Source organism: Candidatus Nitrosopumilus sp. bin_68KS (assembly GCF_054095825.1).
The window spans coordinates 44,810-65,506 of sequence record NZ_JBSWSP010000021.1; the positions used below are offsets into that span (position 1 = coordinate 44,810).

23 protein-coding genes and 2 tRNA genes are annotated in these 20,697 nt (G+C 33.2%); 14 read left to right on the forward strand and 11 right to left on the reverse strand.

What is annotated here, in order from left to right:
- Nucleotides 1-61: 61 nt before the first annotated feature.
- Genes ACW9W3_RS08675 through ACW9W3_RS08690 form a run of 4 tightly spaced genes read left to right on the forward strand, consistent with a single transcriptional unit; the run spans nt 62 to nt 4,319 of the window.
- A complete protein-coding gene (locus ACW9W3_RS08675; protein WP_457765746.1) occupies nt 62-907 on the forward strand; it encodes a sulfurtransferase in 846 nt (281 codons plus the stop codon).
- 1 nt (nt 908) lies between these two features.
- Nucleotides 909-1,217 carry a hypothetical protein gene (locus tag ACW9W3_RS08680; protein ID WP_457765747.1) on the forward strand — a complete coding sequence of 103 codons (309 nt, stop codon included), beginning with the start codon at nt 909-911 and terminating at the stop codon, nt 1,215-1,217.
- Nucleotides 1,218-1,253: 36 nt separating this feature from the next.
- Nucleotides 1,254-2,201 carry a 4Fe-4S dicluster domain-containing protein gene (locus tag ACW9W3_RS08685; protein WP_457765748.1) on the forward strand — a complete coding sequence of 316 codons (948 nt, stop codon included), beginning with the start codon at nt 1,254-1,256 and terminating at the stop codon, nt 2,199-2,201.
- A 51-nt stretch (nt 2,202-2,252) separates the two neighbouring features.
- Nucleotides 2,253-4,319: a cellulose synthase family protein gene (locus ACW9W3_RS08690; RefSeq protein ID WP_457765749.1), complete on the forward strand. Its 2,067-nt coding sequence runs from the start codon at nt 2,253-2,255 to the stop codon at nt 4,317-4,319.
- Here ACW9W3_RS08690 and ACW9W3_RS08695 read toward each other — a convergent pair.
- Entirely contained in the window at nt 4,316-5,842 is a 1,527-nt protein-coding gene (locus tag ACW9W3_RS08695) for a chemotaxis protein (RefSeq protein ID WP_457765750.1), read from the reverse strand. The genes ACW9W3_RS08690 and ACW9W3_RS08695 overlap by 4 nt on opposite strands.
- 425 nt (nt 5,843-6,267) lie before the next feature.
- Between ACW9W3_RS08695 and ACW9W3_RS08700 the strand changes: the two genes are divergently transcribed.
- Nucleotides 6,268-7,596 (forward strand): cation:proton antiporter domain-containing protein, encoded by a 1,329-nt coding sequence (locus tag ACW9W3_RS08700; RefSeq protein WP_457765751.1) that lies wholly within the window; start codon nt 6,268-6,270, stop codon nt 7,594-7,596.
- Nucleotides 7,589-8,020, forward strand: a complete 432-nt coding sequence (locus tag ACW9W3_RS08705) for a hypothetical protein (protein ID WP_457765752.1) — start codon at nt 7,589-7,591, stop codon at nt 8,018-8,020. The genes ACW9W3_RS08700 and ACW9W3_RS08705 overlap by 8 nt, the downstream gene beginning before the upstream one ends.
- 1 nt (nt 8,021) lies before the next feature.
- On the opposite strand, the gene ACW9W3_RS08710 is transcribed toward ACW9W3_RS08705, so the two are convergent.
- A tRNA-Gly gene (locus tag ACW9W3_RS08710) sits at nt 8,022-8,098 on the reverse strand.
- A 63-nt stretch (nt 8,099-8,161) separates the two neighbouring features.
- Here ACW9W3_RS08710 and ACW9W3_RS08715 point away from each other — a divergent pair.
- Nucleotides 8,162-8,425, forward strand: coding sequence for a hypothetical protein (locus ACW9W3_RS08715; RefSeq protein WP_457765753.1), 264 nt, complete (start codon nt 8,162-8,164; stop codon nt 8,423-8,425).
- Here ACW9W3_RS08715 and ACW9W3_RS08720 read toward each other — a convergent pair.
- Complete coding sequence (locus ACW9W3_RS08720; protein ID WP_457765754.1) at nt 8,417-8,926, reverse strand: 50S ribosomal protein L16; 510 nt, start codon at nt 8,924-8,926, stop codon at nt 8,417-8,419. The genes ACW9W3_RS08715 and ACW9W3_RS08720 overlap by 9 nt on opposite strands.
- A 98-nt stretch (nt 8,927-9,024) precedes the next feature.
- Here ACW9W3_RS08720 and endA point away from each other — a divergent pair, with 98 nt between their 5' ends.
- On the forward strand, nt 9,025-9,588 hold the full coding sequence (gene endA, locus ACW9W3_RS08725) for a tRNA-intron lyase (protein ID WP_457765755.1): 564 nt from the start codon (nt 9,025-9,027) through the stop codon (nt 9,586-9,588).
- Here the strand turns inward: endA and ACW9W3_RS08730 are convergent.
- Nucleotides 9,585-10,241 (reverse strand): DNA repair helicase, encoded by a 657-nt coding sequence (locus ACW9W3_RS08730; RefSeq protein WP_457765756.1) that lies wholly within the window; start codon nt 10,239-10,241, stop codon nt 9,585-9,587. The two genes, endA and ACW9W3_RS08730, sit on opposite strands and share 4 nt — an antisense overlap.
- Before the next feature lie 285 nt (nt 10,242-10,526).
- Between ACW9W3_RS08730 and ACW9W3_RS08735 the strand changes: the two genes are divergently transcribed.
- Nucleotides 10,527-10,910, forward strand: a complete 384-nt coding sequence (locus ACW9W3_RS08735; protein WP_457765757.1) for a response regulator — start codon at nt 10,527-10,529, stop codon at nt 10,908-10,910.
- Between the two features lie 45 nt (nt 10,911-10,955).
- Here ACW9W3_RS08735 and ACW9W3_RS08740 read toward each other — a convergent pair whose 3' ends face one another.
- From ACW9W3_RS08740 to ACW9W3_RS08750, 3 genes are all read right to left on the reverse strand, one after another.
- Nucleotides 10,956-11,558 carry a hypothetical protein gene (locus ACW9W3_RS08740; RefSeq protein WP_457765758.1) on the reverse strand — a complete coding sequence of 201 codons (603 nt, stop codon included), beginning with the start codon at nt 11,556-11,558 and terminating at the stop codon, nt 10,956-10,958.
- Nucleotides 11,555-11,977: a hypothetical protein gene (locus ACW9W3_RS08745; protein ID WP_457765759.1), complete on the reverse strand. Its 423-nt coding sequence runs from the start codon at nt 11,975-11,977 to the stop codon at nt 11,555-11,557. Before ACW9W3_RS08745 ends, ACW9W3_RS08740 begins: the two co-directional genes overlap by 4 nt.
- A gap of 513 nt (nt 11,978-12,490) precedes the next feature.
- A tRNA-Glu gene (locus ACW9W3_RS08750) sits at nt 12,491-12,565 on the reverse strand.
- Nucleotides 12,566-12,677: 112 nt separating this feature from the next.
- Here ACW9W3_RS08750 and ACW9W3_RS08755 point away from each other — a divergent pair.
- Nucleotides 12,678-13,550 (forward strand): hypothetical protein, encoded by an 873-nt coding sequence (locus ACW9W3_RS08755; RefSeq protein ID WP_457765760.1) that lies wholly within the window; start codon nt 12,678-12,680, stop codon nt 13,548-13,550.
- Nucleotides 13,551-13,793: 243 nt separating this feature from the next.
- Here the strand turns inward: ACW9W3_RS08755 and ACW9W3_RS08760 are convergent, their stop codons facing one another.
- Nucleotides 13,794-13,961, reverse strand: coding sequence for a hypothetical protein (locus ACW9W3_RS08760; RefSeq protein ID WP_457765761.1), 168 nt, complete (start codon nt 13,959-13,961; stop codon nt 13,794-13,796).
- Between the two features lie 82 nt (nt 13,962-14,043).
- On the opposite strand from ACW9W3_RS08760, the gene ACW9W3_RS08765 reads away from it, so the two are divergent.
- Nucleotides 14,044-15,552: a peptidase gene (locus ACW9W3_RS08765; protein WP_457765762.1), complete on the forward strand. Its 1,509-nt coding sequence runs from the start codon at nt 14,044-14,046 to the stop codon at nt 15,550-15,552.
- 50 nt (nt 15,553-15,602) lie between these two features.
- A complete protein-coding gene (locus tag ACW9W3_RS08770) occupies nt 15,603-15,962 on the forward strand; it encodes a tetratricopeptide repeat protein (protein ID WP_457765763.1) in 360 nt (119 codons plus the stop codon).
- A 2-nt stretch (nt 15,963-15,964) separates the two neighbouring features.
- On the opposite strand, the gene ACW9W3_RS08775 is transcribed toward ACW9W3_RS08770, so the two are convergent.
- Entirely contained in the window at nt 15,965-16,441 is a 477-nt protein-coding gene (locus ACW9W3_RS08775) for a hypothetical protein (RefSeq protein ID WP_457765772.1), read from the reverse strand.
- A gap of 81 nt (nt 16,442-16,522) precedes the next feature.
- Between ACW9W3_RS08775 and ACW9W3_RS08780 the strand changes: the two genes are divergently transcribed.
- Complete coding sequence (locus ACW9W3_RS08780; protein ID WP_457765764.1) at nt 16,523-17,167, forward strand: hypothetical protein; 645 nt, start codon at nt 16,523-16,525, stop codon at nt 17,165-17,167.
- 1 nt (nt 17,168) lies between these two features.
- On the opposite strand, the gene ACW9W3_RS08785 is transcribed toward ACW9W3_RS08780, so the two are convergent.
- The gene (locus tag ACW9W3_RS08785) at nt 17,169-19,388 is read right to left on the reverse strand and encodes a beta-propeller domain-containing protein (RefSeq protein WP_457765765.1); all 2,220 of its coding nucleotides are present in this window, start codon (nt 19,386-19,388) and stop codon (nt 17,169-17,171) included.
- A gap of 144 nt (nt 19,389-19,532) precedes the next feature.
- Between ACW9W3_RS08785 and ACW9W3_RS08790 the strand changes: the two genes are divergently transcribed.
- Nucleotides 19,533-20,297, forward strand: a complete 765-nt coding sequence (locus ACW9W3_RS08790) for an ArsR/SmtB family transcription factor (protein WP_457765766.1) — start codon at nt 19,533-19,535, stop codon at nt 20,295-20,297.
- On the opposite strand, the gene ACW9W3_RS08795 is transcribed toward ACW9W3_RS08790, so the two are convergent.
- Nucleotides 20,298-20,618 carry a nitroreductase/quinone reductase family protein gene (locus ACW9W3_RS08795; RefSeq protein WP_457765767.1) on the reverse strand — a complete coding sequence of 107 codons (321 nt, stop codon included), beginning with the start codon at nt 20,616-20,618 and terminating at the stop codon, nt 20,298-20,300.
- Nucleotides 20,619-20,697 lie beyond the last annotated feature (79 nt).

The following is a 20,697-nucleotide window of genomic DNA, read 5'->3' on the forward strand; positions in this document are numbered from 1 at the left end:
TGATATTTTTGAGGATTTTTGGAAAAAAACAAATAAGTATGAAAACAATGGCAAAAATATCATGAGTTACGCACATCCTGAAGTTTTAGTTGATACTGAATGGGTATCACAAAACCCTCCAAACGAAAATAGAAAATTAGTAGAAGTTGATTATGATCCTGTCAATGGATATCAAAAAGGTCACATAAATGGCGCAACTCTGATTTGGTGGAAACGTGACATTAATGATCCAGTTACAAGAGATATAATCGGCAAAAAACAGTTTGAGGCTTTAATGGCTAAAAATGGAATTACAGCTGATACTGAAGTAATTCTTTACGGTGATTTTAACAACTGGTTTGCAGCATTTGTTTTTTGGGTTTTCAAAATTTATGGCCATGAGAATATCAAAATTATGAATGGTGGTAGAAAGAAATGGGAGTTAGAAAATAAAGATTATACTACTGATGAACCACAATTGCCACCAACAAAATACATTGCACAACCTCCAGATGAAGGGCTCCGAGCTTATCTATTTGATGTAAGTCGTGCATTAGACAAAGAAGATACTGTAATGGTTGATGTCAGATCACCTGCAGAATTTACTGGTCAAATTACAGCTCCTCCAGAATATCCAATGGAACATGCACAAAGGGGCGGACATATTCCAGGTGCAAACAATATTCCATGGGCAACTGCAGTAAATGATGCTGATGGAACTTTCAAAACAATTGAAGAACTAAGACAGAACTATGAACCAAAAGGTGTCACTCCTGATAAAGATGTGATTTGTTATTGTAGAATTGGCGAAAGATCTTCTCATAGCTGGTTTGTTCTAAAATACCTACTTGGTTATCCCAAGGTTCGAAACTATGATGGTTCTTGGACTGAATGGGGTAACATGATAGGAAATCCTGTGGAAAAATAAATTGCTATTAGACCTTCCGATTCTTGAGAAAGGCAGTTTCTATTTTATCAAGGATGGTATCACTAATTTCATTTTAGAGGATAAAACAAAAAGAGGTCTCACCATTAAGGAGACTTCAATTGATGAGAAATTAAACGTCAAAGCCGACAAGGGAATGATCCATGATATGGATGGGATTGGCCATTGGGTTGTAATTAGATGGTACTTTCCAAAGGATTCACACGATCAATCCAAAGTTTTAGAGCATGCTGAAGCCATGGAAAAAAAATACACCGAACTCAGAGAGTTAACGTGTCCAGACGATGACTGATAACCTTTTTAACTAAAATCAAATTATCAAGATTAGATGTCTTTACTTTTAAAAGATCGAGTTTACACCATGGAGGCCCCAACAGCAAAGCGTGGAGTTTATCCTTTACATGGATACAAACTTGGATTATACCGATTACCAATTAAATTAGAAGAACCAGTGGAACTGAAATCCGTACATGATGGTCTCAAAAAAGCATTTGAAATGGACATGTATGCAGATAGGATTTACGCTACATATCGTTGGAAGGAGCAAAACATGGATGATGTTGATGCTAAAGGATACGAAGAAGTTGATCTTTCAGTAACTGTGGAAATTGTTACTGGCGAAGTTGTTGATATTATTTATCAAATATTTCCAATTGAAAAATTCGGTGATCCAAATTGGGTCAAGGACTATAGAAAGAAAGCAGACCATTTTGCAAAAATGGTAATTGATACTATTTTACGAAATACTATTTTGGCCGACAAGATGGTATCTCATTTTGCAAAGACTGAAAAGATTTCTGAAGTTGCTGCAATCCAAAAACTAGAAGAATTGACCCCCTTAGCAAAAATTGTTCTTGGTGCAAAACCAAAACCAGTTGAAGCAAAAGATGATGATGTTGAAGAAGATGAAGGTGATATTGAAATTCCAGATGGTGCAAAACCAGGTCCTATTGATGTGGAATTTAAAGCAAAAATAAAACCATCTGCTGCATATGAAGCACCAGAACATACCATCAAGACTTGGGGACGAAAAGGTACAAGCAACGGAATCATGGGTGTTTGGGGAGAGTTTGTTTCAGTAGATTATGATATTTGTATTGCAGATGGTGGTTGTATTGAAGCATGTCCCGTAGGAGTCTATGAGTGGTTTGACACTCCTGGAAATCCTGCATCTGACAAAAAACCCCTAATGTCAAAAGAACCTGACTGTATCTTTTGTCTTGCATGTGAGGGTGTGTGCCCACCACAGGCAATCAAGATCTTTGAGCAGAAATAATCTATTATTGCAACTATAAATAGCGACTAGTCATTTTGAGAGATTAGGGATATGGCAATCAATCCTTTCACAGCGTTTGTTTTTGATCTTTTCATCTTATCTGCTATTATTATTACTGCGTATACCTGTAATTTTTACTATCTCGCATTTCTTTCAAGAAAAAGAAATGAGATTCTAACAACAACTGATTGGGGTGATCCGACAATCACTATCCAACTCCCAATATACAATGAAAAATATGTTGCAAAAAGATTGGTAGATGCAGTTTGCAATTTGGATTACCCAAAAGACAAAATGAGAATTATGGTATTGGATGATTCAGATGATGACACAGTTGATTTACTTGCAGATGCAGTTGATGATTACAAAAATCAGGGATTTCAAATAGAGCATATACGACGTGAAACTAGAAGTGGTTACAAGGCCGGTGCACTAAAACATGCAATGAAATCAACTGACACAGAACTTGTTGCAATTTTTGATGCTGATTTTATTCCGCCAACATGGTTTCTTAAACGTGCAATACCTCACTTTACAAATTCAAAGATTGGCCTAGTTCAATGTAGATGGGGACATGTAAATGAAAACTATTCAGCAATAACTCAAGCACAAGCACTTAGTCTTGATTTTCATTTTCTAATAGAACAAAAAGCTAAAAGCAATTCTCATTTATTTATGAATTTTAATGGTACTGCAGGAATCTGGAGATGTGATTGCATCGAAGATGCAGGAGGGTGGCATACTGCAACACTAGTTGAAGATCTTGATCTTAGTTATCGGGCACAAATGAAAGGCTGGAAGTGTCTGTTTCTTCCTGACATTGTAGTTGATGCAGAGCTTCCTGTACAGATGAATGCTGCAAAAAGACAACAATTCCGTTGGGCAAAAGGCTCCATTCAGTGTGCAATCAAATTACTTTCTGATATTGCACTAAAACGTAAAGTTGCAGTTGAAGCTAAAATTCAGGCATTTATTCAATTGACTCGTCATATAGTTTACCCATTAATGTTGATACAATTTTTGGCTTTACCAATTTTACTTGCAGGACAAGTTAATCTTTATGTGATTAGTTTTTTGCCTGCAATTACTATTGCAACATATCTTGCAATGGGACCTGGTGCTTATATTATGATCATGCAAGGTATGTATAAAAAATCTTGGAAGTCTAAATCTAAGATACTGCCAGCACTATTAATTTACAATGCTGGAATGTCTGTAAATAATACAGTTGCAGTATTTGATGCAGTTGTTGGAAAGAAAAATGAATTTCTTAGAACTCCAAAATATGGGATGCTAAAAACAAAAGATGATTGGAAAGATAATGCATACAATTTACCTTTCTCACAAGTTACGTTACTTGAGATCTTTTTTGGAGTATATGGTATATTGGGAATATTCATCGCTGTTTTTTCCAATAATCCTATCTTTGTCCCTATTATTGGGTTACAGGCAACAGGATTTTTCTATATTGCATACATGAGCTTGTCTCATACGCGATTTAAAAGAAATAAATCAAGTAAACCACGACCAAAAACTAAGAAGGAAAAAATGGCAAACACTGTTTACAAACTTTCTATGATTGGAATTGTAGGAATTATTATTTTTGGAGGATTTATGGCGATTTATGGATATAATACTGACATCTATCCTCTAGATAGAATTAGAGGTCATCTTGATGGTATTGTCGGGTCATCTGATCCTGTTGCAATCAAGAATCATCTAACTGCTATTCAAGAAGATTTAGCCCTAGTTATGGAAAAAGTACCTGAAAAAACTGATGTAAATGGCGAAGTAATTTCTAAAAACCCTGTTTGGATATTTGCTACAGAATCTACAAACTTGCTTAGAATACAAAATGATGTAAATACATTAGTTGCAAGTATTGAAAAAATTTCAACTGTCCCAAAGGATAGTTCTGCATATCATACAGGAATGCTAGATATCAACGATAGAGCAATATCCTTGAAAACCAATATTATGGATGCAACACCATACATGTACGTTAGTGTTGCAAATATTATGTTTAGTACAATTTGGATTGCAGCAATATTGGGAATCTTTGCTGCATTAAAGAAAAAGAAACAACAATTCAAAGAAATTGATGAGTCTGGAGTTTAAGGAATGTTTAGATCCTTTCTTAGTTCATCGACTGCTCTAATTCCATAAATGTCTCTTACTTGTTGAATTCTAATTGTTTCTTTTAACATGTCTCTGCCTATTGCATTAGTTAAAATTGAATATACATCACTGAATCTAACTTCCCATCTATCTGCACAATCAAGCATTTTACTTACTGCCCATTGTCTTACTTCTTGCGGGAGTGGAATCTTTTCACCTGCTTCTATGGAAATCTTATCAAATAGATTCACAATGTCTGCCGTTTGTGCTGCCATGTTTTCAATGTCTTTTAATTCACCATATTTTGATTCAGAATTCATTCTAACATTTGATTGATATTCTGAAAGTTTTAGCAATGCCATCATTTCTTTAGATGAATCACTTGTGGCCTTGTTTGTGACATTTTTAATTGACTGTATTTCTTCAAATAATTTTTCTGATTTTTTATGAAATTCTGCAGTTGATGCATCTTGTCTTTTTAGAATGTCTGATGCTGAGGCTATTTTTTGTTCAATACTATTTGTTTTATCAAAGACATTCTGTTTGAAATTTGAAATGTCCTCTTGGACTGATTTGAGACCCTCACCAACAAATGCTGTTGAATCTGCTCTATGTGATAATCCTCCAATCTCAGTCTCGATTTTATCTATTTTTCCTCCCAAATCCCTCATAGTCTGCACACTAAGGTTTTCAGCAGATTTTGCATTTTCAGAGATTGTATCAAATTGCTGTTTTAGCCCATCAATTACTCCTCCAAGTGAATCAATTTTTGATGCTTTTGAAGAGATTGAATCAATTGTAACTTTGATTGCTTCTAATTCTGCATTAAGATCTGTTGTTGAGATTGCACTTTCTGCAATTCTTTCAAATTCTTGCTTGAGGCTTTGTATGATTTGATTTCCAGTATCAAGTTTTGCAGTTTTATCTGAAATTTCCTCTAGATTATTTTTTAACTTATTCATCTCAGAACTAATTTCTAAAAATGAATCTGTTTTCCCAGAAACTTTTCTCATGTCATCTCTCACTTCATCAATTCTTTGTGCAATTTTTATAATCATTTGAGAATTATTCTTAATTGAATTCATACTATCTTGTACTTGCTGAGATAATTCTTGAGGCTTTGTTGTTTTTTGAATCTCAGAAATTTTATTTATTTCATCTTGTAGTTTTGTAGTTTGCTCATTTATTTTACTTACAAGATTTGTTTGAGTTCTAACTTGATTTAATCCTGCATATAGTTTTTGAGTATCATCTTCTATAATGTTGATTTGTTTTGATTGCTTTTGAATATATTCTAGTGTTGATGAAAGTGTATCAATCATACCTTTCATTGACAATAGTACTTTTTGATTTTCTCCAAAAATTTTTGACATTACTTTGATCTCTTTTTGTAATGCCTTATTCGAATCTGAAACCGATGCCACTTTCTTTAATAATGCTGATGGTGTTGGTTCTTTCGAAACTTTTTTGACAGCTTTTTTTGGTGTTGTTGATGCCTTTTTTGTTGTGGTTTTAGCAGCCATATACAATCAATTAAAAAATGATGATAAAAAAGTTGGGTCTAAAATAAAAAATGTAATGAGTTACTTGTTTACAACAGTTGGTTCGTGTAGTAACTCATGAAAGGTCTTCTCAGCCAATCCATTTGCTGTTTCGATAAACCCTCTTGTACAATATTCACATTGAATCATATAGTACGGTATAGTACCGTACTATTAATACTCAGGTGATTATGACGTAACCAATGTTGCAGTCAGATACCCCAGGTCGTTTCTCCACATAATATTCAGATGACCTAATCATCACTCTGCAAAATCATTATGATAAATGATCATAAAGAGGTTAAAGATTATGCCTATTGAGGCTATTCTCAGATATTTGTCATTTGTTTATTTTAATTTCAAATTCTATCAGAAATCATTTTTAAAGAAATTTGTTAATTGAATACATGCAAAACATTTCACTTCAGTTAGATACTAGTGAAATTCATAGCTCACTTAACACAACTGTAAATAGTTTAATTGAACAAATCACTCCTGAACTTCCGCATGCATCATTTGTCACTGATTTAGCATTTATCATGATAATTGGTGCCGTAGTTACCCTAGCTTTTTTTAAAATCCGCCAACCGCTAATAATTGGATATCTTTTTGCTGGAATGCTTATTGGTCCTCTCTCCCCGTTTTGGTCATGGGTGCTACCTGAGGGTGGTCCTTCTACTGATTCTTTGGGTGGTGTGGGAATACTATCTAACATTTCAGCATTGAATCTTTTTGCTGAGATTGGTGTAATTTTACTTCTTTTTGTAATTGGAATTGAATTTCCATATGCAAAGATCAAAAGTATTGGAAGAGTCGCAGTAGGTGTTGGAACTTTGGGATTATTTTCTACTTTAGGTGTGGTATTTTATGCTGCAACTACATTGGGTTTGGGCTTTTTAGATGCATTGTTTATTTCAGCAGCACTATCTATTTCCAGTACTGCAATAATTGTCAAAATTTTAGAAGAGATGGGGAGGATCAGAAACGAATCTTCTATTCTTGTTTTGGGAATTTTGATTGTAGAGGATATTATTGCCGTTATTCTAATTTCATCTTTACAGTCAATTGCTTTAGTTGGAACCATCTCTATTGAATCAGTTATTATCATTGCACTGGTTGCTGCTGGTCTAATAGTTGGAACATTTACCATTGGAACTAGAGTAATTCCGCCATTAATTGATAAAGTTGCAGCAGCTGAGCATCGTGAGATTTTACTGCTCAGTGTTTTAGGTGTATGTTTTGGATATGCACTACTAGCAAACATTGTTGGATTATCTGTTGCCATAGGGGCATTTTTGGCAGGTGTGCTAGTAGCTGAATCAAAATCTGCCGAAGTAGCAAAATTACTTGCCAGTCCAATAAAAGACATGTTTGTGGCAATTTTCTTTATTTCCGTTGGTGCCTTGATGGATGTATCTGAACTTGAAAACTATATTTTCATTGCAATTGCCTTGATAGCAGTTGCAACAGGAATGAAGTTTGGTGGGAATTTGGTTGGAAATATTATCTTTCAACAAAGACGTGGTAAAGCAATTCGTTCTGCATTTACGTTAGCTGCTCCAAGGGGTGAATTTTCAATTGTGATTGTAAAGGTTGGAGTCGATATAGGGGCAGTTAGTGCTTTCTTATTCCCGTTAATTGGTATTATTTCTATCATCACTGCTTTTATTTCCCCCTTTTTAGTAAAAGCTGGAGATAAAATAGTACCTAAAGTAGAGGAAAAGAAAGATGTCTGATGAATTAAAAAAACTAATGGAACAAGCACACGATGGAATCACTACTTTTGATTTTGACGGTAAAGAAACATCTTGTATAATTATTGAAGAAAAAAAATATGATGATATGCTCGCCAAGGTTGCAGGACAGTCTTTGTCTATTAACACTGATCTTAACATATTACAAGATGGATTAGGAAATGTTTTCGTTGAAGTTGTATTGACATTCTCAAAAGGAAACATTGTTGAAAAGTTTTTGATTAATGCAAAAACACATCTTGACTTTTTTGTAACTCTATCAAAAACATCTATGTTTGCACTATCTTCACCCAAATCAAATTATGGAAAAGATAATGTGTTTATGATACAATTACCGCGTCCAGAAAAAGCTCAGGATGCATTAGAAATTATCAAAAACGCACTAATTCCAAAAAATCAAAAGTAGATGGTGCAGTTACCGGGATTTGAACCCGGGTCACGTACTTGGCAAGCACGAGTACTAACCAGACTGTACTATAACTGCAACAACCCTAGAGGTTGAATTTGGATATTAAACTGTTTTTAACTATTCCAATCAAGATATTCTATGGATGAAACTCTTCTTGATAAAATAGAACAAAAAATCCAAGATTCACTTTCAAACAAAGATGAAATTAAAGAATTAATTAAATTACTTTCAAACATTGATGATTCAAAATCATTTGCCCTTGGTGTAATTGTTGGACGAATCTACAATGCTTTCTATTACCAATCAAAAAGAATTCTGAATCGTGAACCAACAAAAGATGAATTTAATGAATTTTTAGAATTTGTTAAAAGTAAAAGATCTGATTTGGAAAATTTATGGTGATTGTTTATTCCACTCTATTACTTTGATGGTTGGGGTTCCTGGTAATTTTACACATGCACCGTGAAGTGCTTTTTTAGCTGCTTCTAAATATGGCTCAGTATCTACAAACATTTCCATGATGCATTGTCCTTGTTTTACTCTAGCTCCTAAGCTAACTGCTTTACCCCATGATCTTCGCATTCCTTCAGAAACCCTATCTGCACCTGCAGTTGCAATCTGTTTGTTTTCTCGAAGTAAATTATGTGGATAAATTCTTAATCTTGAATAGTAACCTGTTTCACCAGTAGTCTTTTCCAGTGTTTTGTTTGCTGCCAATCTAGTTGATTCAATTGCCATATGTCTGATCTGGATCTTTTCATTGATTAGTAACTGAACACAATATTTGTAAACTCCTCTTTTACCACCTTGAAATTTTGCAATTTTGATCTGTGGTTTGCCTTTAATGTACTCCTTTCTAGTGAATACTTGTCCAGTTGCAGTTCTATAATTGGCTCCATGCATTATGTTCTCAAACCAAAAGGCCCATATTTTAACGGTGAGTCAATATCTGCCTATATTTTCCAATGCTTATATGGAAATCCTTTGATTTTCTCATCATCATGGAAGAGACTCCTCTAGTAAACGGTGAGATGATTTCTGAGCAAACTTGTATTTCTGATAAAAATATGATTCATGAACTTGATCTAAAGGGATATGGTGAAATTGAAAATGAAAAATTATTTTTAAAACAATTTGAAACTTTATTTTTATTATATTCTAAAAGGCTGATTTTAAAGAAAGGAAAAAAACAAATTGATTTTGACACTTTTATGAATATATGTCAAAAAACTGATTCTGATATTCTTACTAAATTTTTAATTTATCGTGATCTACGAAATCGTGGATATGTTGTAAAAGATGGGTTTGGATTTGGTTCTGACTTTAGAGTCTATGAAAGGGGACATTTCGGCGAGAAGGGTGCAAAATTTCTAATCTTTGGACTCAATGAAGGCCAACAAGAGAAGGTGGGCAATCTACAAAAAAAGATTGAAGATATTACTCAAATGGGAAAAGAACCAATAATTGCAGTAATTGAGCGCCGAGGTGAAGTTATCTACTATAAAATTAATCGAATGAATTTCTATGAAAATAAATCTAGATTAGAAGAATCATTCCAAATCTAATCTTGTAATATCCATTCTGATGAATATTTTAAAAGATTATTCTCCTCTGCAAACATAAAATCATACACATCTACATATTTTGTTTTATTATCCCAAAGATCCTGAAAATCTTTCATCTTTCTTTCAACTCTTGATTTATCATTCCATGATGTAAACACATCTACTGATTCAAAATCTCTTGATTTAGTCGAAAATGATTCTCTTGATGTTCCAGTAAATGCAACTGCTTCATCATCGACATCTCTGAAAATACCAATTCTCTCAGAGAACGAATTTGAAACTTTCTCTGAATTTGTTATTGCAATCTTTAATTCAATTTGTCCATTATTTACAATGTCTTGAATTTTTTGAATTTTGGTGTCTTTGATAAATTTCCCTTCAAATGATTTGGTAAATTTTTCAGAAAATAATTTTGTAATTAGGTTGAGATCCCCTGATTTGAATCTGTGACCTGTGATCATTCTTAATTTAGCCTTGCCTCCTGCAAAATTATCAAATGCCATTGAAATTGTAGCTAAAGTTTGAATTGATAACAAATCAACACATCTATCATATTCTATACACTGACTTAGGCAAGGAAAGAAGAATTCTGTTACGATGTCGTTTCTGTCTGAACGATACTCTTCTTTTAATTCGATATCTCTTAATCCCACTAATTCTTTCTCTAAATTTTATTATTTAAAGAAACAATTTTGATGATAATCTAAAATGCTGGGATTATAGACAGAGCAAAAGAAATGTCACAAATTTGAATAAAAATATGAAAAAAATGATCTCAAGTCATGAAATGGTCATCATGGATTAATCACAGATAATTTCTGAAATTACAGGTAAAAATAAGCGGGAAACGTTGATTCAAAATGCCCGTAAAAACTTGTTTTTAGTCTGTTTACTTTGTTCAAACATGGTTACATAATGTCATTTTATCATACAATGTTGTGCCACCAACTGTTATTGTAATTGATGATAGCCATGCTTTAACACAGGTAGTTTCAGAGTTTCTTACACTCAATTCCATTGATGTTTTGGCTGTAGGACAAAACGGAAAGGAAGCCGTAGAACTGTACCAAAAATATTCTCCTGATTTTGTATTGATGGATTTTTTAATGCCTGAATTTAATGGATTGTACGGACTTCAAAACATTCGAAAAATAAATCCTAATGCCAAAGTTATCATGTTTACTGGTAGTGCAGATCCGGGACTATTTGATAAATTTAGGGAATCAGGGGTTTTTACCATATTAGAAAAACCATGTGATTTTGATAAAATCGTAAAGACGATTAACAACGCTTCAAATAATACTGTTCAGTTGACTAGTTGAGATTTATGAAGATTTTGAAAATTTTGGTATTTTTTGAAAAGTTAATTATTTTTGGAATTCCCAGATAGGACAATCTGTTTCGCAATTCAAACCACATGTGACAATCTCTTTTAGTTCTTCTTTTAGATTTGAATTAGATTCCTCCATGATATTATCAACCAAAACTTGTTTTGTAGTATTTGAGGAACAGGGCAAATCCTTATGAGCGCACATTCTACTGAGACATTTTTTTGGTATCCAATCTACAGATAGATATTCTGGTTGGGATTTGAAGAAATATGGTTTTTTCATTTCCGAAACACTTTCACTTACATACAGCCATCCAATTTTTCTAAAGGGGAATTTACGAGGAATGTAATCTGTTGCAACATAAACGAAATCTACATAATCTTTAATGTTGTCTACTTGTTTTCTTGCGCGTTTTAAATTATCTCGAGATGATTTTACTTCGATTAATCCTACGACATTGTCTTTTATAATTAAAACATCAATGTCTGATAGAATGTTACCCCATGAGACATTAAAACGGGCATGCGGTAATGCATCATAACCTAAATCTTCAAAATATTCCACTAATTTCTTTATTATAGGAGCTTCAAATTTTCCTTCTAATTTACTAGATTTTAGAATATTATTGGATTGAATCATATTGAATATCTTTCTCTTTTTTTATTAATCTCTGCAGTGAGAGATTTTTTTGACTTTTTATCTAGTTTTGCATTTAGTATAATTGCACATCCATATCTTACTGTGATATCTCTACGATCAGATCCCATAATATCATACGTGGATTTTGGTTGTATTCTAAATGTCCAAAATGACTCCATACTTTTTGAATCAAATCTAAATGTCATGATTTTTGTATTTGTTTTTTCATCGGTGTGAATAGTTTGATCGGGATGAATAAAGCCTTGATTTCCTAGTTTTGAAGTTTTTACATCTAGATACGTATGCAAAGTAGGTTTTACAGATTTCTTAAAATCATCTGAATGTGTAATACAAATTTTGATTTCAATTCCTTTTAAACATGCATTTAAAATTAAAAGAATTTTGTTGATACAAAGCAATACTTTTAATTGTTTTATTGACCGTTATCCAAAAAAATCTACAAATCTTTATGACAATAGCATATACAAAATTGAAAATGATCTCTATGAGCAAATAAAATCTAAAAGTTTGAAACCTTCTGAAATAGAATTTGACAGGTATTGGGATATCATGTTGGGATTCATAATAATTATTTCTGTGACACTTTTGATTTTATCTTTATCATATGATGACATTATTTCAGCTGATGATTTCTATCGAGAATTAGGAATATACATAATTGTTATTAGCATATTCGACATCGTTCCAATCATACATCTTATACTTTATCCTTCTTTGGTTCACCAAGACAGAAAAAGGATAGGTTTACGGTAATCATAATCCTAGTCATCATCCACTTTTCATTCACAAGAGGATAAGATGATTATTGTAAGGTTTTTCACACCTTTCTAGATTTTTTCAAATTTGTTTTTGTTAGATTAGGCAGATTTTGTGACATTTCTAAGGCTCTGTCTATAATCCCTAATCTAAAATGCTCCCATCGGGATTTGAACCCGAGTCTTTGGCTTGAGAAGCCAAAATGCTTAACCGGACTACACTATAGGAGCTTGATGAAAAACAAATTCAATCTCAATTTAAAGGAAATGTTTTGACTTTGAATGCATTTGTAAAACTTTGTGAGTTGTTTCCTTTATAGAAAAAAGGTAATGCATTGAATTTATGGACATTAAAAAATTCATTGTAGAACATGAATTGTCTAGTTTTCCAGTTGGTTTGGGCGGTTGTAGAATATCTGAGATAAATGATGATTCTTGTGACTACGATGTTTTCATTTTTGATGATAAATTAGGGCAAGAAATAATAAAATTTGAAAATGAGTTTCTTATGATTCATCATGGCTCATTATCTGAAAATAAATCAAAACAACTACTGCAATACGATGGAATTAAAATTATTCAAGATGAATCTTGGGAACTAAGAATGCTCTTATCAAAGATTAGTGAAAAACGTACTTTGTATTATGGTGATTTTGCCAAAAACTCTTTGATTGAATCATTATTTTGTTGCCAAAAAACTAAAGAATCCATAAAGTCTTCTGATGCCTTTGGCCCATGCTGGCAAAAATGTGCTTCATTTTATCTGGCAGAGGCCATCTCTTCTGTTAACCATTTGAGAATCAGTCCATCTCACATGCTTGATCTATTACGAAAATTAGAAAAAACTCAAATCAATGAATACATCTCAATTGTGACTCAAACTGTGGGAATTGAGAGGGCTACCCCCCCACTACTTGAAAGGATGCTCAAATCTACTATTGGTTTTTCTGATTTGGTTGAAAAAAATAATCACTCTCAAATAATTCAACAAAAATATGATTACTTTGTAAACAACTCCATGTTGTCTGATTGTTATTTTTACCTGGGATGGATTAACAAAGAAAATTTCATAAAGATTAAGGACAATCTGAATAGAGAACAAGATCTTATTCATATTCTCAAGGTAGCCTTTGATGTTGAGGCTGATCTAAATTTAGTTGAGCAACAAGCAAATAGTATAGAAAAATCATGCAATACTATGTTGGGCATTCTTTGAAGGCTCAATTTCTCATCTTGTGTACTAACCTTTTAAAACAAGTAAGATTACTCACTAGTCATGGTAGATCAAGCATGCGGTTGCGAAGCTGATAGCGGCGACCCAGATTACTCATGCGATTGTGCTATGCAAGGTCATTGTATATGCAGCGCAGATTGCAAATGTACAACAGACGTTTGTAAAGAAGCTGTCGGTAGTATGTAATTCGATAGTTTATCACAATCTTATTTTTATTTTTTTTAATTAATCTTCATCTTCCTCAAAGCCCCAAGATTTCACTAATTCTTTTTGGAACTTGTCAGCCTGCTTCTCATCTAATCCGAATCCACAGTTTTTGTGTGTTGGCACAACAATCATGCCATCTAGTTTGAATTCTACTTCAAACAAGTGTACTTTGGAGCATTCACACATTTCTGGAATTACTGTGAATTTTCCTCTATATTTGCTTATTTGAATAACCTTTAACTATCCGTTTTGACAATTTTTTTCAGGTTTGAAAGGATCGTTACTGCTAATTCCATTATTTGTCGCTTTACTGTTTGGATCATTATCTCTTCCATCTGCATTTGCACAATTCAATTCAGGTGGAGGTGTCAATAAAGAAGGCGAATGGTATGCTGGTGAAGGTCTCAAACAGGGTGATTTCTTTTCCTATTCAATGTGCCATGTAGATTACAAGGAATGTTCTCCTTTTGAAATGGATATTTGGATTAAAGGTGACAAGCAAGTCGGAAGTGAAACCAAATGGTTGGCTGAAGTTGTTGTGTATGATGGGAGTAAAACAATAGTAGGTGAAATGGAACTTGGAAAAATTGCACCAGAACCAACTGGCGGTAGTATTGAACTAGGTGTTTATCGTGGAGCCTTCAAATCTTCTGTAGTTTGGCTATCTGCTTTTGCAACTTCTGATTCTAGTTCTGGAGGTAAAGGTCCTAAAGAATTCAAAGCTACTTCGTGGGGTAAAATTGGAAACATTGGTGGAGAACAAGTAATACCAAAAGCTATTGAAACAATTACTGTTCCTGCAGGTACATGGGAAACTGTTCAAATGTATTGGAAAACTGGTGGTACTGGAAGCAGAGTTTGGATTGTAGATGGATTTCCATTCCCAATAAAAGCTAAAACTTACACACATGTATCAGAAGGAATACCTCCAACTGAATACGAATTTTCATTATTGGACTATAAAGAAAATGTTAAACAAAGTCCTTTTTCTGGAGTCCTTTCATCTGAAAATGAATTTGTAGATGCTGGTTGTAATGTAAACTTTGACAAAACATCTAGCATAAAGAAACCCACAAAGAATTTTGATTATCAAATTCACATATTTTATGGTCCTGAAGATCCTGTAGTGGGATGTGAAATGCAATGGCTCATTAAATTTATTAGCAAATATGATGACACAGAATTTTTAAATCAAGTCCAATTTGATTTTCTAGTAGTTGATAACAATCTAAACCCTCTTCGTTCATTGGCACAAGAAGAAGGTAAACAATTTTTGTATTCTCCTTCAGGACAATACATCCTTGATATGATTGTAAAAGAAAAACCTGGTACTGCAAATTATGTTGTATGGGTTTATGGTTTAGCTCCTGATGGAATTGTACCATCTGGAGCCTCTGATTATCTGCAAATCCCTGTTTTAATTTATGACTCCAAGGATGTAAGCTCCACCCAAAGTATTCCATCTTGGATTAAGAACAATGCCGGATGGTGGGCAGATGGCTCCATTGATGATAATTCATTTGTTCAAGGTATTCAATTCCTAATTAAAGAAGGAATCATGAAGATTCCACCAACCTCTCAGGGTTCTGGTGGAGGTTCAAATCAAATACCTGATTGGATTAAGAACAATGCCGGATGGTGGGCAGATGGCTCCATTGATGATAATTCATTTGTTCAAGGTATTCAATTCCTAATTAAAGAAGGAATAATGAAGATCGAAAATCCTGATAAGGCACCAAAATCTTCAGGTTCTGAACCTGAAGCATGGTATAATTAGTAATTCCCCAAGTTCTACATTCAAATAACTACTATAAAATTTGGAATAATATGGTAGGTCTTTTCAAGCATCCAAAACGTCGTCTAAAAAAATTACTAAGAGATGGTGAATATGGTGAGGCTGTAAAATTAGGAAAGAGTTTGGAATCTGAATATTCTGATGATCATGATTTCATGTTTATCATGGGTAGTGTTTATTTTATTGTCGAGGATCCAAAAAAAGCATTACCTTATTTTGAAAAAGCATTTGAGTTGGACAATAATGATGTGGAGAATCTTACTCTGAAAACAAATGTTCATTTAGCTTTAGGGCAAAAAGAGGAGGCCATAGATTGTTGCAGACGAATTCTAAAGTTACAACCAGAAAACTCAGAAGCTGAACTGCTTTTAGATGATTTGGAAAATCTCTGAAATTATTTCTTTTTCATAGGATAAGCATTTTCTAATAACCAATTACAAAATGCTGTAACATTTTCATTAAATTCAGTCCATATGTGTACAGAGTGTGGGAGGATGTCTATTTTCCAATTATCTGTAAATACTCTGACTCCTTCTTTGTTTTCGTACATGTATGCATCTTCTGTCTGAATGTCCCCTAGCATCTCATTTGCCTTTTGTTTGATTATTTCTCTGTCAATTGGAAATCTCTTTAGATCATAATCTATAATTAAACTCAAATCTCTTTTTCCATACATTTCAAATTCTTCAATCCTTCCTTCTTTTGGGAAATTCACAATTAATTTGATATTGTATTTTTTTCCTACTTCTTTTCCAATCTCTACAATCCTTGCATATCCCATACCTGGATTCTTCTTTAATAGAAATCTGATTTGTGCCAAGTCTTTTTTTAATTGCTCTTGCAAATCTGTGACAATTTCTGAAAATATCATACATTTTCTAGCAAAATTTCCTATTATAATCATTAATTTGTTTCAAGGTTGGTTTTTTTAGAACTAGGGTTAATTCTGAGCATGGCAATGCCGATGGATTTTGATGGTATGCGTACTGATGATGCATCAGAGAGAACCGATAATGTTGATGAATACAGAAGAACCTGTATTGATTTCATAGAGGATATTTCTCATGATTATGAGGCATGGGTAGACTATTACAAATTGCCAGAAGATGAAGATAAACGAAGACGTGCAGGTATTCGTGCAACCATTACTAGAACAAATGAATGGATTGCAAAGGTTGCACAATCAATCAAGGCAGTAGATGTTGTAATGAACGATGGAATACAAAAGATGGCCGAATCCACTGCAGGAAAACCATTCCAAATAGGTGTCTTTGTAAATCAAAAATCAGGTTACACTGAAACAAGACCTGGTATAATTGATGTAAATGTTAAAGCAACTGGTAGAGACGGTAGAAAAACAAAACTTGGATTTCATTTTAAAGATGATCGATTTAGAATAGAATCTACATGTAATGCATACATTGATGAGACTGATTTACCAATTCAAGAATCTGAGTTCTTAGATATCAATCTTAATCTCCATGCTGAAAGTGCAAAGACTCGTGATGTAATTTCCTTTACAGTAACTATTTGTGAAATTGAAAATGATGTTGAAATAGACAGAAGGGGCGTTTCAACAGTTGTTCATCTGGTATGATTTAACGTAAAATCTCATCTTCCATGTATTCAATAAACTTTCCAGTGTTTTCAAGTTTAATTGAATTGATTTTCTCCAAGTTATCAAAGTCATTCATCATTAGATATTGTTCAGATGCCGTGTATAGAACATCATCAATATAGAATGATCTTGCATTGCCCATTCCATAATATCTGGAGTCCTCAGCAGAGTGAGCAATTGTTCCTTTGAGGTTAATTCCGTCTAATTTATCTAAATTAAACACATAGAATCCACTCCAACGATCATACTCTGGTGCAAACATCTTTGAGCTTGATGACTCCAAGCTATTGGTATCACCGTTTATTGGAATTGAAAGCACATTTCTTGTATTATCAAAAAAGAATGCTTTATGATTATTTAGTGCTTCAGAATATGTAGAACTATCTCCAATTACTATATCATCTAAAACTTTGGGATTTTTTACATCTTTTACATTAAACAATGCAATCTTTATTCCCAGTTGCTGAACTCTGCCGTTTTCGATTTCTTTAGTGTCTCTACCAACTCCAATTATGTGCTCTTTATCATATGGGTGCAGATAGTTTGAAAATCCTGGAATTTTTAATTCTCCAAGAATCTTTGGTTTGTCAGTTGATAAATCAATTACAAAGAATGGATCTATCTGTTGGAATGTAACCAAGTATAGTCTGTCTCCTATGAATCTGGCTGAAAAAATACTCTCGTCTGGTGCAATGTTGTCTAAACCTCCAACTATGTTTAATTTCTCATCCAAGACATAAACTGCATTTGCTCTGACCATTCCTTGATACTGTGAATAATATTCAGTTGTAGTTGCAACTCTGAATCTATCTCCGTCTTGATCCATTGAGAATTGGTTTAGTAATCTACCTGGAACAGAACCTTTTGCAATATATTCTAGTTTGTCTTTGTTAATTGCAATCTTGTGAATGATTGTTTTTGAATTCTCTTCTTGAATTTTAGAATCATATTCTATTAATGACTCTCTAATTTTTTCAAACAATTTTTGTTTTCCATTTTTATCCATTTTATTGTATGATTCTTGCATCACTTCTGAAATCTTCATCCATTGTCCAGACAAATTCAAAGAATCATCTTTTTGAATTGCTTTGATTTTATCTTGAATCTCTTTTGGAAGTAGTGGAACTATAACATCAAAGAATCTGTCTTGTGATGATTTCTCATAAAAGCCAAATGGCATGCTTTGTTGGTATGTTAAATAAAAATTATCTTCAGATACGTAAATTGATCCTGAATATCCCATAAGGAATGTCTCAGAGTTTATTGAATCACCAAAAATATCAATTGCAGTTAATGTGTTAAAGTTTGAAAACTGTTCTACATTATCAAAATAAAATGCATCTGGAGTCATTATACGAATGGAATCCTCCATGATTATTGGAAGTCTTGGATGCTGATAATTGATATTGCTGTTTGTAACAAAGTATGCATAATCTCCTATCATGCGAGCATCAGTAAAGTATCCATCAATTGAATAGTCTTTGAGAATAATTGGATTTTCTTTATCTGATACATCTACAATTAGTGCATGTGTAACTGGGCTGTAGTAGCGTTGTGGAGCAAAGTCGAACTGTGGAATTACTTCCTTATCACTTTGCCCGTTGTAGAAAATTACTAATCTATCACCATTTAGAAACATGTTCTCAATGTACTGTGATTCAACATCTAGTGCAATTTTGAGAATTAATTTTGCAGACTCTGCAGGATATGCATCAATAATTGATAATGTATTCCTTGATACGATGTAGACGTATTTAGCATCATTTTTTAGATAATCTGGTTCATCAACATTTTCAACTTGAACATTTGTTGTGGAGTACTCTGTTCCTTCTACTGATTTTTCTACAGCTCCTGGTGGGATTGGCGATGGAGATCCTGCTGATTCTGCCACTGCATTTCGTGTCATTACCATGTCGCCATCCATTAGCATAGTGGGTCTGAAACTTTGTTCATCAAAGTATTGACCTCCAAATAATGCAGAAGCATCAAGAACCCTCTTTAGTTCTTCTTCAGAGGAAATTTTTTTGATTTCATTATTTCCTTCAAAAAATTCTGATATTGTTTTATCGACATAGATGATTTCCGGTTCTGGAACTTCTGTAACTTGTACTTTTTGATCAAATCCAACTGCAAACATTACGCCAGCAGTGACTATCACCGAAACGAAAACTGCAATTGGAATTATTATTTTTGAACTCATTTTTTTCTCCTCACTTTTCCAACCTCTTTTTACTGATCTAGAATTTAGTGATTACTACTACTTACTAGTTGAAGATAAAAGGTTTAGTGAAACTCAAATTTTACCAATCAACTTACATATGTCCCAATTAATTAGACAACTCAAATGTCTTTTGAAATCCCTGATGATGATTTCAATGAAAAAATCAAAATTCTTGCAACTGATGACAAAAAAATAAAATTATTTGGTGAGTTGTTTACTAACGATTCTAGCCGTGAAATCCTTCAATTACTATTCAATGAGGAATTAACTGCAACCCAGATTGCTCAAAAGACTGAGATTTCCCTTCAACTAGTAAAGTATCATCTAAACAAACTTCAGGATTTAGGTGTAGTAAAAATTTCAAAGATAGAGAAAAACTCAAAATCTCAAGACATGAAAATTTACACTGCAACAAAATTCAGTATTGTAATTGTTCCGCCAAGTTTTTCAGAAAAAACTAAAGAAAGTAAATTGCTTGTTCGCTCTTTTAGACATATCTACAAAGTTGCAGGACTAGCAATTGCAACAGGTCTGTCTGGAATATTTTCATTATCTCAACTACAATACAAACAAGTTCCATCAAGTATGATTTCAAGTAGAATTGCATCCTCTGAGATTTCTGCAAAAAGTTCTGAATCTATTGGAATGGATGAATCAACAGAGTCTATTGCAGCTTCTGCACCAATGATGGTTGAATCTGAATCACAATTTCAAAAAAGTGTTGAATCTCAAGATAATTTCCAAGAAAACTTGGACATTGTAGAGACTGTAATTGATTCCAATGTTGGCAATTTGGGAACCGAATTGTTTATTCCATTTGTATTTCTTACAGCAATACTGGGTGGTATCACTATTTACTATTTGATAAAATATCTAAAAAAACCCTAATTAATTATCTAGAGTAACCTCAATTGTAACTCTTTTTTCTTTTGCCCGTTCTTCCCCCGGATATTTTAATTCTGAAATTTTTTTGCTAAATTCTTCATCTGTTACTAATTTTGCCTTTCCCGAAAAAATCACATCGTTATACTCTATTCTTACTTCTGGATTTACCAATGCATTTTTGAACCAATCTCCATCTGGTCTATGTCTGGAAAAATAGATTTTACCATTATGATTTACTGCTCTGAGCATAACTGGATGTGGATTTCCTGTCTTCCTTCCTTTTGTAATTAGGATTGGTCTGAACAATGTCTCCTTTATCTCCATGCGTAATTTTTTCTGTCAAGTAATTTAACCCCATTGATAGAAATTTCTGATATCTGGTATGATAAGCAAATCTGCAGAT